Origin of the sequence: uncultured Tissierella sp., assembly GCF_902479755.1 — a bacterium.
Lineage (GTDB): Bacteria > Bacillota > Clostridia > Tissierellales > Tissierellaceae > Tissierella > Tissierella carlieri.
On sequence record NZ_CABSQO010000011.1, the window covers coordinates 66001 to 78069 of the forward strand.

Below are 12069 nucleotides of genomic sequence, written 5' to 3' on the forward strand. Positions count from 1 at the left end.
GGTGCAGATTATGAATAATAAACCAAAACCAGATGATAGAAGAGATAATGTTGAGAAGATACAATTTAATATTGACAATACAATTAAAAATTACAATCTTGCAGAAGAAGTGATTGCAAAAACAGATGATGAAAAGACTAAAGAAGCATTAATGGAGAAAAATAAAAGGAGAGAAGAATCTCTAAAGGGAATGAAAGAAGAAATTAAAGATGAGGCAATAGCAAGAGAAAATAATTACAAGTAAATGAAATTGAATGTAAAATAAGGCATGGGTAGAATGATACCCATGTTTTTTTCTATTACTTATTTTTCTCCGGAAGTATATAGGTGATGTAATTGGCAATAGGTATTATTACTCCACCGCCTAAAATATTGCCCAATGTCACTGGAATTAAGTTTGAAAACCATATATTAGACCAAGTAGTATTAAGTCCCGAGTACTTTGCTAATGGTAAAAAAAACATATTAGCCACACTATGTTCATATCCAGATAAAACAAACAACATTATGGGAAACCATATAACAAATATCCTTGAAATTATATCTTGTGCTGCTGCAGCCATCCATACTGCAAGGCAGACTAATATATTACACAGTACTCCTCGTATAAGTGCGGTTTGAAAACTTAAAGACATTTTAGAACTACCTATATTAAGTGTAACATCTAGCACACTTTGACTTACCAGGTATGATTTGTGTATAAGGTAAGCCAGAGTTAAAGAGCCTATGAAGTTTCCCAAATATACTAAGAACCAATTTCTCAATAATCCATATACAGATATTTTTTTATCCATTATAGCCATAGTCATTAAATTATTTCCAGTGAAAAGCTCGGAACCTGAAAAAACTACAAGCATTAGACCGACAGGAAAAACTAAACCACCTGCGAATTTCATTAGTCCAACATCTATATTACCTAAGGTTTGCATGATTACAATATCACCAAAGGCTCCAAAACCAATATAGGCTCCAGCCATTATTCCAAGGATTAGTAGCCTAGTTACTGATAAACTTGCTTTTGTTTCTGCTGAGGCAATGATTGATTTTGCTACTTCAGAGGGTGCAAGAAATTTCTTCTCCATGTGCATTACCTACCTTCATATTTTGTGATATAAATTATTCTGTATTAATATTTTCTCTATATATTAAAAAATAATACAGTAATGAAAATTAAGGATTATAATAAAAAAATAGATTAGTTTTCAAGAATATGATTATAATTAAGTACTATGTTATAATAGAAGCAAATTTATTAACAAAATACATTTGGGAGAGTTTTATATGGCTAGAGATTATTTTCTCTTATATCTAATTTATGGATTTGCATTTATCAATATGGGGATATTTTCCATTCAAGGAAAAGATGCAGAAGTGACTGATTTACCACTGGTAAAATCATTGAAATATTTAGGATACTTTGGCATTAGTCATGGTATAACAGAATGGATTACAATGATTGAAATCCTAGATATTTATTCCCATCTACATACTTTTTTATTTATTATAAAATATTTTTTAAAAGCAGTTTCATTTGCCTATTTGATGATTTTTGGAATTAGTTTATTACCATTAAAACATAGATATCGAAAGATTATTCTTAAAGTTCCTATTATATTGTTTTTAGTGTGGCTGACGGGTTTTATTTTATTATCTGTTTATTATGGACAAGATTATCTTATGTTAAATCCAAAATATAACATTATAGTACTAAGATATATAATGGCACTTTCGGGCGGTGCAGTATCGGCTATTGCCTTGTACTTAAATGGTAAAATCATAGAGAAAAGAAAATCTAATAGTATGGCTAAAAGATATAAAGGATTAGCATGTATATTTTTAATCTATGGCTTTTTAGATGGACTTATTGTAAAAAAGATGGATTTTTTCCCTGCTAATATTATTAATGATAATTTATTTCTAGAAATTTTTCAATTTCCCATTCAAATATTTAAAGCATCTGTTGGAATAACTATTAATTTTCTATTAATTAAGGTAATAGATACATTTGGTTGGGAACAGAAAGAAAAGATAAATAGATTGGAAGAACGTAGAATAGCCTCTGAAGAAAGAAGAAAGCTGGGACTAGAGATACATGACAGTATAATACAAAGCCTATATGCAGCAGGACTAAAGGTAGAATATTTGATAAAAAATAAATCGGAAGATAGTATAGAGCCTATGTTGAAGGAAATAAAAATTGACTTAAATAATACAATAGATAAGACTCGTGAATTTTTGTCATCAAGTACATTGGAAATTATAGAAATGGAGGATTTAAACTATAGTCTTCAACAATTAGTAAGGAAGTTCAATGAAAATCAGGATATCCCAATAGAGTTCAAAAGTAATACATCTCAAACAAACTATGGGCATTTATCTCCAGAGAAATCTACGCAAATTTATTATATAGTTCAGGAGGCTATTAGCAATGTAATTAAGCATTCTAAGGCTATTTATGCAGAAGTTTTATTAGAGAGTAAGTATGATTTTCTATATATTAAAGTAATAGATAACGGTTTAGGAATTTCTATGAAGGGTATGAATGTTGAAAAACATTTTGGGATTAGTTCCATGGAAGAAAGGGCTAAGAGAATTGGAGGAACACTTAATATTGATAAAATAGGGAATGGTACAAAAGTGGAGATTATGATACCTTGGGGGGATACAAGACATGAATGATAAGATAAAGGTCTTATTAGTAGATGATCATAGTGTGGTTAGAGACGGATTAAGACTATTGTTGCAATTAAATGATGGTTTAGAGGTATGTGGAGAGGCAGCAACATTAAAAGAGGCTATTATGATGGCTATTAATACTAATCCAGATGTTATCCTATTAGATTTTAAGCTTCCTGATGGTGACGGAGTAAATGGTTGTATTAGTATCAAGAATTTATTTCCAAATATCAAAATTATTATTTTAACAGCTTATGCAGAGGAGCATATAGTTATGGAAACCATTAGGGCGGGGGCTGATGGATATTTATTAAAAAATATTGAATCAGAAGAGTTAATAAAAACTATATTGTCTGTATATAATGGGGATTCAGTGCTGGACCCTTCTGTTACAGAGGGAGTTTTTAATAGTATAAAGCTAGACAATCAGAAAATAGAAGAAAGTTCGGAGTTCAGTCCGAGAGAAACGAAAATATTACAAGCTCTTAGTTTAGGTAAAACCAATAAGGAGATAGCAGAATCATTGTCAATTTCAGATAAAACTGTTCGAAATTATATTAGTAATATTTTTAAAAAGATAAATGTTTCAAATAGAACAGAGGCAGCTAGTTATTGGATTAGAAAAAGGAACTTAAGATAGGACAAATGTACCTAGCTTAGGGACAAAATTCAGAATATGAAATCCTTTTTTTACATGGTAAATTATTAATATGAAGTTTTTACACTTACACAAAAGATAAAGAACAATTTAAGCACAAAAGATGAAGAAGTCAGTTTACTATTAACGTAGACTGGCTTTTAAGCTTTATAAGTATTTAGAAAGATATTGACTGTTATATAATCTTTCTGTATAATTTATTATGTAAATTTAATCAAATATATAATAAATATAAAGGCAGATGGGCGGCTTCCAATACCCATTTGCTTTTTTGTGTTAAAAAATAGGAGGATGACGTAAATGAAAAAGACATTAAAAGACAAGAGGTTCTTCCTTGCAATTCTTACATTAGTTATACCTATAACTTTACAGAACTTAATTAGTTCATCTCTAAATATGGTTGATAATTTAATGATAGGAAGACTTGGAGAAAGTTCCATTGCAGCTGTAGGTTTAGTTAATCAATATTTTTTTATATTCATGTTATGTTTAACAGGAATTAATGCAGGAGCAGGTATATTTATGTCCCAATTTTGGGGTAAAAAGGATATTTCAAATATAAGGAAGATGTTAGGATTAGATATGATTTTGAGTCTTATAGTTTCATTTTTATTTTTTATTCCAGCATCTTTATTCCCTAGAGAAATAATAAAAATATTTACTAAGGATACTGAAGTTATAAATTTAGGAGTTCAGTATATTAGAATTATTTCAGTAACCTTTGTACTTACTAGTATTACTCAAGCCTATTCTACAACATTAAGATGTATTGGTATTGCAAGACTACCAATGTTTGGAAGTCTAATAGGTGTATTAACAAATGCTTTTCTGAACTGGGTTTTTATATTTGGACATTTTGGATTTTCTGCAATGGGAGTAGCAGGGGCAGCCATAGCTACTAGTATAGCTAGATTTGCAGAGATGATATTTATAATTGTCTGTGCCTATAAGTCTAACTCAGTTATTCCTAGGAAACTAAAAAATATTATAAGATTTGACCATGAATTTGTTAAGATGTATTTTAAAACATCTTCATCGGTAATAGTTAACGAGTTAGTATGGTCCATAGGACTGTCTGTATATTCAATAATATATGCTAAAATAGGTATTCGTGAGGTAGCTAGTATGCAGATAGCAAGTACTATCAATAATTTGTTTATGGTTTTCTCTATAGGTCTTGCTAATGCAGCGGCTATTATGATAGGAAATAAAATTGGAGCTGGTGAAGAAAAAATAGCAATTAATTATGCAATAAAGTTAGGTATATTTGCTCCAATTGTAGGATTAATAACAGGAATATCATTATGGATTGCATCTCCTGCAGTTGTAGGATTATTTAAGATTAATAAGGATACATTAGATATTACAATTACAGTACTTAAAATCATGGCCTTTTTTGCACCACTTAGGTTTTTCAATGTCCTTATGATAGTAGGAATATTTAGAGGAGGGGGAGATACGACATATTCCATGTTAGTACAACTTGGAACAATTTGGTGTTTTGCTATTCCAGCAGGATTTATTGCAGCAACATATTTTAAATTACCGTTGGAAAAAGTATTTTTTATAATATCCTTGGAGGAGGTTGTAAAAATATTTTTCGAGGCTAAACGACTTCGCTCTAAAAAATGGATAAGAAATGTTGTGGAAGAATTAAATAGTATAAATATAGCTGCATAAGAAAAATACTCCTTTGGGAGTATTTTTTAATATAGATTGTCATCTAGTGTGGAGATAGCCTTTTCTAAATCAACCTCAGCAGTAGATATAGCTTTTTCTCTACTAACATTTGGATCACCTAAATATCCGCCATTACTCTTAAGAATATCTCTAGCCTTCTGAGAATCCTCACTATTTGCATCTACACTAACAACGTAATTTATACTTGCAACTTCTTCAAAAGAACCCATTCCGCTAACCATAGGGCTAGCAGCAGCTAAGGGAGAATTTCCTTCATTTAAGCCAGTCGAACCAGAGTTTAAAACTAATTGAGAGAGGCTAGGTGCTGTACTTGTTCCTGGATTATTTGTTTTAATATTTCTATTTCCAATATAATGATCGTTAATATCTACAAAAGCACCACTAAAACCTGCATTTTTAAGTTCTTTAACAGCATCATTTGCGGCACTTATTTCTCCAAAATAACCTTTTACTGTCATTTTTATTCCTCCAGTATGAATTATAGTATATATATACTTTTCCACAAATTTATTTTATTATTATAGTTATAATTTTCAACAATAACCAAAAGAGAGTTATTAATATACAGAGTATATTATATTATTAATTTGTGCAAAATACTCTAGAGGTGATAAATATGAAAAAAATTGGTGTGGAAAAAGGATTAAATAATATAGCAGGTTACCTAATTAAGGAAGGTTATTCTGTAGAAGCACTAAGTGAATCAATAGATAACAATATATCAAAATTAAGTGGCCTTGATGCTATTGTAACAGCAGGATACAATACGGATATGCTAGGGATTAGCGACACAGAAACTAAAGCACCGGTAATAAATGCTAAAGGATTAACTCCACAAGAAGTAAAAGATAGACTTGAACAACAACTCCGTTAGATTTTTTATAAATCAGCCTGTATAGTATTTAATATTTATGCTATACAGGCTATTTGTTAGGAGGTTCTAAATTATAATCATACATATTATAATTGTTTAGCAACACTTTAATAGGGTAATTTAAAAATGATAAAAAAAATAACGGGAGGTATTAAATATGAGCGAATATCATGAACCAGTCGGGAAGTTAGACGAAAAAACTTTAAACATATCAAGGGCTATAAATAGTCTGAAGGAAGAGATAGAGGCTGTTGATTGGTACAATCAAAGAGTTGATGCTTCAAGGGACACGGAACTGAAGGCTATAATGGCACATAACAGAGATGAAGAGATAGAACATGCTTGTATGCTTTTAGAATGGTTAAGAAGGAACATGGATAAATGGGATGAAGAGCTTAGAGCCTACTTATTTACAGAAGGACCTATATCACATTTAGAGGAGCAAATTAAATCAGTGTTTGAGGATGAATCAAATCTAAATATCGGAGATTTAAAATAGGAGGGATAATATATGTTATATAGAGAATTAGCACCTATATCTAATGAAGCTTGGAATGAAATAGATAAAAGGGCAAAAGAAGTTCTAAAATCCTACTTGTCTGCTAGAAAAGTGGTGAAGGTAAATGGGCCAAAGGGCCTTGATTACAACGTAATTACAGAAGGTAGATTAACTAATATTCAAGACTCGGAAGGTGTTTATTACGGCAATTATGAGGTTTTACCCTTAACAGAGGTAAGAGTAGAATTTGAAATGCATAGATGGGAATTAGATAATATCGCACGAGGAGCTAAAGATATTAACTATGAACCACTGGAGAAAGCAATGAAAAGCATTGCATTATTTGAAGAAAATGCAATATATAATGGGTTAAAAAGTGCTTCAATAAATGGAATAAATGATTCAGTTGAATTGCAGGAAATACCATTTGGAAAAGATCCTACAGCTATAATGGAAGCAATAACTAAGGGGTTAATTGAACTAAAAAAATCCTATGTAGAAAGACCTTTTACTTTAGTTGTAAATGAAGAAGCATATAAAAGAATTATAGCTAAAGAAACAGCATATCCATTAGATGAGAGAATCGAAAAATTAATTGGTGGCAAAATTGTATTTAGCCATGTAGTAGATGGTGCATATTTATTACCATATAATCATGATGACCTAGAACTTACTATTGGTAGAGACTTTACAATAGGATATCAAACTCACACTAGTGAAATGGTAAGATTATTTGCTACAGAGTCTTTTACTTTTAGAGTGTTAGACCCATCTATAATAGTTAAATATACATTGAAATAAGGTTTTCCAATATAAAAGAATCTGTCTCAAAATAATTATTTTGAGACAGATTCTTTTTTTCAATACTTATTTTTTTATTACGATATTTTAATTAAATGAAGAATACCTTTCTTATAGCATAAAATTAGTATAAAATATAATTAATTATATTAATTGAGGGGGAGAATATATATGTCAAGACGGCTAATATCTTTAATATTATCATTTATCTTAATTTTAGGTATACCATTTAATGCATTAAGTGAAAAGAGTTCTAAAATCCGAATAATATTAAATGAAGAAGTAATTGAATTAGAGAACAATGCCTTTTTAAATCAAGATGGAAAGCTTATGTATCCATTACGTGACATTGCTGAGAAGTTGGGACATTCTATAACTTGGAATGGTAATCAAAACATCACTCTTTCTAATGGAAACAGTAATATTCAGCTCAATATAGGAAAATCTATTATTGTACTTAATCAAAAAGAGATTGATTTGAAGACGAATATAATAGCCGTAGACGGTAAAACTTTTGTTCCACTATCATTTTTGAGCGATGCATTGGATTTAGTTGTGGGATGGGATGCAAAAACACAGAGTTTAAGAATAAATCAGATAAAAAAGAATAATGAAGATTATTTTCAATCCTATGTTGGAGTCAATAATGAATTAAATAATTATATGGAACTATTGCATAAATATGAAAACTTTAATGGAAGCATACTTATAGCTAAGAAAGGAAATATAATTTTAGATAAAGGCTATGGATTTGCAGATATAGATCAAAATATTAAAAATAAGACTCAGACAAGATTTGCAATTGGTTCTGTTACAAAGCAGTTTACAGCTATGGCAATTATGCAGCTTGATGAAAAGCAAATGTTAAATATAGAAGATAAAATATCGAAATACTTACCAGATTTTCCAAATGGGGATGGGATAACAATACATAATTTATTGACCCATACATCTGGATTAGTCAACTACACAGAGTTGCCAGAATTTTATGTTTTGGAGTCAGAAGATCCTAAGGTAGAGGATGTGCTTAACCTTATTAAGGATAAGTCATTAGAGTTTGAGCCAGGGACTCAATTTAAATACTGCAATACAGGATATGCATTATTAAGTGAGATAATAGAAAAGGTAAGCGGAGTGACATTTGAAGAGTATTTACATGAAAATATATTTAGACCATTGAATATGAAGGATACTGGAATATGTTACGGAAAAAATAAAGAAATTCATCATGCCACTGCATATTCAGGACATCTGGATTTGATTCCTGTAGATGATGAAATTTTATTGAGTCAAGCTTATGGTGCAGGAAATATGTATTCCACAGTTGAAGACTTATATAGATGGGATAGGGCATTAGATACAGAACAACTTGTAAAAAAAGAAGGTCTAGATAGGATATTTAAAGGATATATAGATATGCAAGGTATGGGAGATTATGGATATGGATGGCTTATCAGAGATACGGAACTTGGAAAAGAAATTTTTCATACTGGGGGAACCCTTGGATTTTCAGCTAATATAGCAAGATATATAGATGAAGACTTGACAGTTATTGTACTGACAAATAAAAGTGGTTATGATACCATGAGTTTGGCATATACATTAGCTTCTATTACGCTAGGTAAGGGATATACTACACCAGAACCTATTAAAGAAATAGAAATAAAGGATAAGACTTTATATGATAACTATGTAGGAGAATATGTAATATTCCCGGGATTTACTATAACCATTACAGCAGAAGAAGCAAAGATATATGCTATGGTTACAGGACAAGATAAATATGAAATATTCCCTGAATCAGAGGAAAGCTATTTTTATAAAATAGTAAAAGCCAAGATTACCTTTGTAAAAGGTGAGGACGGAAAAGTAACTAGTCTAATATTAGATCAAAATGGACAGAATCTAACTGGAATTAAGATGAAATAAATATAAATAAATATAAATAAATTTCTAAAACCCACCTCTGATATTTCAAAGGTGGGTTTTAAATTGATGTTAGTTAGTCATTTTATTATTATAAGCGCTTTCCCATCCAGATGTCTGGTTTTCCTATGCCGTTAGCATCAGGTACAACCCCAATGATTTTATAGCCGACTTTCATATAGAAGCCAGTTTGGTGAGTGCCAGGATTAAAGTTTTCAATACGCATAGGTAAATTGTCGTATAGGTCAACATTGGCAAAGGAAGTTTCTCCATCATTAACTTCGTCATCTGCACCTAGTTGCATTGTTATTCCTCCACGACTGCGTGCTGCATCTTCTAAAGCTTTAACAATTGCAGCTCCAACACCATTCCTTCGCATATTTTCTTTAACCGCCAATGGATGAAGTTCAAAAACATTACCATTGTATTGGGGAAGTATTCCACCCCAGCCTATAATCTCATTATCCTCTACAGCAGCAAGTAAAACGTTTTCAGGGATCAATCTTTCTTTAATCTCATCAATTGCATCATCAAGGGTTGGCCATCCGATGGGGAGACTATCAGTAAGAATTTGTGCAGCCTGAAGAATTAAATCCTCTTTAATTTCATTCATATTTATAATTTTCAAAATAACACCTCCAAATATTATAGAAAAAACTTGAAACTATAAATCTTAAGAGGAGGTGCTCGTAACCTTTGTAATAAAGGATATTAACAAGGGAGTCTAATATATCTCATAAGGTTCACCTTCTTTTTTAAATAATAAACAGAATTTTCCTTATATTTTTTATTATAACAGAGAAGTAAAACCTATAGCGATAAAGTTATCAATTATATTTAAGCTTATATATAATTAATCCACTATATGTTTTCCATATAGTGAATTAATCTATTACTATAGAATATGCTTAATTATTTGTTATCTATACATTAAATCTAAATAATACTACATCTCCATCTTTCATTATATAATCTTTTCCTTCAATTCTCACAAGTCCTTTTTCTCTAGCAGAAGCTAAATTACCCCCATGAGCCATAATATCATCAAATGATATTACCTCTGCTCTGATAAATCCTCTTTCCATATCTGAGTGAATTTTGCCAGCCGCTTGAGGAGCCAATGTACCTTTCTTTATGGTCCAAGCTCTTGTTTCCATAGGTCCTGCTGTTAAGAAACTCATAAGTCCTAGTAAGCTATAAGATGCTTGTATCAATTTATCAAGACCAGATTTATCAACACCTAAGTCTTTCAAGAATTCTACTTTTTCTTCGTCATCTAGTAATGAAATTTCTGCCTCTATCTGTGCACTTACTACGACTACTTCTGCATTTTCTGTAGAAGCAAATTCTTTTACTTTAGCTACATAAGGATTTGAGCTTCCACCATCAGCTAAGTCATTCTCTGAAACATTTGCTGCATAGATAACAGGCTTTGAACTTAGAAGATTAAAAGATTTCACGATTTCATTTTCTTCAGGTGATAAGTCCAATGTTCTCACGGATTTTCCTTCTTCTAAGGCTTTAATTGTTCTTTGAATGAGTTCGATTTCTGTAGAAAGACTCTTATCTCCTTTAGCTGCTTTTTTGGATCTTTCCAACCTTCTTTCCAATTGCTCCATGTCAGAGAACATTAGCTCTAGATTTATAGTTTCGATATCTCTTAGGGGATCAATGTTTCCTTCTACATGGACTACATCCACGTTTTCAAAACATCTAACTACATGCACTATAGCCTCTACCTCACGAATATGAGATAAAAACTTATTTCCAAGACCTTCTCCATTACTTGCTCCCTTTACAAGTCCAGCTATATCATAAAATTCAATAGCAGTTGGAAGAATTCTCTTTGATGAGTAGATTTCTGCTAGTTTTTCTAGTCTCTCATCTGGTACTGCAACTACACCTACATTTGGCTCTATAGTGCAAAAAGGATAGTTAGCAGATTCCGCACCAGCTTGAGTTATTGCATTAAAAAGTGTACTTTTCCCTACATTTGGTAGGCCTACAATTCCAAGTTTCATTTTCTATGTCCTTTCTATGATAAAAATATTACATTAAACTTTAACTAAATTAAAAAAATACCACACAAAAAGAAATTATACAGTATATAAGCTATAAGTGCAATGACAACATTATGGTAGATGACTGTTAAGAAATTTGTGGACTATTTTTTATATATAAAATTTAGATATAATATTGCATCTTACAATTATTTAACATATAATAAAATTAAAAAACCGACTAGTCGGTTTGTGGGAGGTAATATGTCAAAAACAAGCAACGAAGGGGTAGAAACTAAAAAGGAAAAGATAATTAAACATGCATTTGATCTGTTTGCAGAAAAAGGTTATTCTGAAACATCTGTAGATGATATTGTCAGAGCATCAGGTATAAGTAAAGGGGGGATATATTATTATTTTAAAAGTAAGGAAGACATATTTTTAGAGATTGCAGAAGAACGATTAAGACAGAGAAAGAATCTTATGGATAATAATCAGGATGTGAAATCAAGTAAAGAGAAAATTATTAGTTATATAAATTGGACTTTAGCAGGTTTTTTTGATGAAAATATTCAAAAGATGTCTCGCTTTACTTTTGAATTTTGGTCTGTACTTTCTAGAAATCCAAATATGGCAGACAAAGCTAAAGAAAGGTATAAGATGTTTTACACTATTTTAGCAGAGATTCTACAGCAAGGAATTAATAATGGGGAATTTAAAGAAGATATAGATATAGAATCTATGGTCTATATTATTTTATCCTCAATGGATGGTATCGGATTTGTGAATTCTGTAATGGGGATTAGTATGACTCATGATATAGTTAAAAATTATATAGATATGATATTGAAAAAAATCGAAAAAGGAGATTAAGATGATCATATACGACTATTGTAGTAATATTGAATTTGAAAAAGTGTACAATGCCTTTAGA

General features: G+C 30.7%; 13 protein-coding genes. 9 read left to right on the forward strand and 4 right to left on the reverse strand.

The annotated features are described in order from the left end of the window. Nucleotides 1-10 precede the first annotated feature (10 nt). Nucleotides 11-244 (forward strand): small acid-soluble spore protein Tlp, encoded by a 234-nt coding sequence (tlp, locus tag RDK80_RS07950; protein ID WP_094902902.1) that lies wholly within the window; start codon nucleotides 11-13, stop codon nucleotides 242-244. Between the two features lie 55 nt (nucleotides 245-299). On the opposite strand, the gene RDK80_RS07955 is transcribed toward tlp, so the two are convergent. Beyond that, the gene (locus tag RDK80_RS07955) at nucleotides 300-1082 is read right to left on the reverse strand and encodes a formate/nitrite transporter family protein (protein ID WP_094902904.1); all 783 of its coding nucleotides are present in this window, start codon (nucleotides 1080-1082) and stop codon (nucleotides 300-302) included. A gap of 199 nt (nucleotides 1083-1281) precedes the next feature. On the opposite strand from RDK80_RS07955, the gene RDK80_RS07960 reads away from it, so the two are divergent. The 3 genes from RDK80_RS07960 (at nucleotide 1282) to RDK80_RS07970 (ending at nucleotide 5014) form a co-directional block, all read left to right on the forward strand. Further along, nucleotides 1282-2679, forward strand: a complete 1398-nt coding sequence (locus tag RDK80_RS07960; RefSeq protein ID WP_094902906.1) for a sensor histidine kinase — start codon at nucleotides 1282-1284, stop codon at nucleotides 2677-2679. Next, the gene (locus tag RDK80_RS07965; RefSeq protein WP_308523965.1) at nucleotides 2672-3316 is read left to right on the forward strand and encodes a response regulator transcription factor; all 645 of its coding nucleotides are present in this window, start codon (nucleotides 2672-2674) and stop codon (nucleotides 3314-3316) included. The genes RDK80_RS07960 and RDK80_RS07965 overlap by 8 nt, the downstream gene beginning before the upstream one ends. 318 nt (nucleotides 3317-3634) lie before the next feature. Then, nucleotides 3635-5014, forward strand: a complete 1380-nt coding sequence (locus RDK80_RS07970) for an MATE family efflux transporter (protein WP_308523966.1) — start codon at nucleotides 3635-3637, stop codon at nucleotides 5012-5014. A gap of 26 nt (nucleotides 5015-5040) precedes the next feature. On the opposite strand, the gene RDK80_RS07975 is transcribed toward RDK80_RS07970, so the two are convergent. Then, a complete protein-coding gene (locus RDK80_RS07975; protein ID WP_308523967.1) occupies nucleotides 5041-5493 on the reverse strand; it encodes a hypothetical protein in 453 nt (150 codons plus the stop codon). Between the two features lie 158 nt (nucleotides 5494-5651). Between RDK80_RS07975 and RDK80_RS07980 the strand changes: the two genes are divergently transcribed. From RDK80_RS07980 to RDK80_RS07995, 4 genes are all read left to right on the forward strand, one after another. Further along, on the forward strand, nucleotides 5652-5909 hold the full coding sequence (locus RDK80_RS07980; protein WP_094902912.1) for a YkuS family protein: 258 nt from the start codon (nucleotides 5652-5654) through the stop codon (nucleotides 5907-5909). A 157-nt stretch (nucleotides 5910-6066) separates the two neighbouring features. After that, entirely contained in the window at nucleotides 6067-6408 is a 342-nt protein-coding gene (locus tag RDK80_RS07985; RefSeq protein ID WP_308523968.1) for a ferritin-like domain-containing protein, read from the forward strand. Nucleotides 6409-6420: 12 nt separating this feature from the next. Further along, the gene (locus RDK80_RS07990) at nucleotides 6421-7209 is read left to right on the forward strand and encodes a family 1 encapsulin nanocompartment shell protein (protein WP_308523969.1); all 789 of its coding nucleotides are present in this window, start codon (nucleotides 6421-6423) and stop codon (nucleotides 7207-7209) included. Between the two features lie 171 nt (nucleotides 7210-7380). After that, nucleotides 7381-9138, forward strand: coding sequence for a serine hydrolase (locus RDK80_RS07995; RefSeq protein ID WP_308523970.1), 1758 nt, complete (start codon nucleotides 7381-7383; stop codon nucleotides 9136-9138). Nucleotides 9139-9226: 88 nt separating this feature from the next. Here the strand turns inward: RDK80_RS07995 and RDK80_RS08000 are convergent, their stop codons facing one another. Together RDK80_RS08000 and ychF are read right to left on the reverse strand one after the other, a co-directional pair. Beyond that, nucleotides 9227-9763, reverse strand: coding sequence for a GNAT family N-acetyltransferase (locus RDK80_RS08000; protein ID WP_308523971.1), 537 nt, complete (start codon nucleotides 9761-9763; stop codon nucleotides 9227-9229). A gap of 295 nt (nucleotides 9764-10058) precedes the next feature. After that, nucleotides 10059-11156: a redox-regulated ATPase YchF gene (ychF, locus tag RDK80_RS08005; protein ID WP_308523972.1), complete on the reverse strand. Its 1098-nt coding sequence runs from the start codon at nucleotides 11154-11156 to the stop codon at nucleotides 10059-10061. Nucleotides 11157-11399: 243 nt separating this feature from the next. Here ychF and RDK80_RS08010 point away from each other — a divergent pair, with 243 nt between their 5' ends. Next, nucleotides 11400-12008, forward strand: a complete 609-nt coding sequence (locus RDK80_RS08010) for a TetR/AcrR family transcriptional regulator (protein ID WP_308523973.1) — start codon at nucleotides 11400-11402, stop codon at nucleotides 12006-12008. Nucleotides 12009-12069 lie beyond the last annotated feature (61 nt).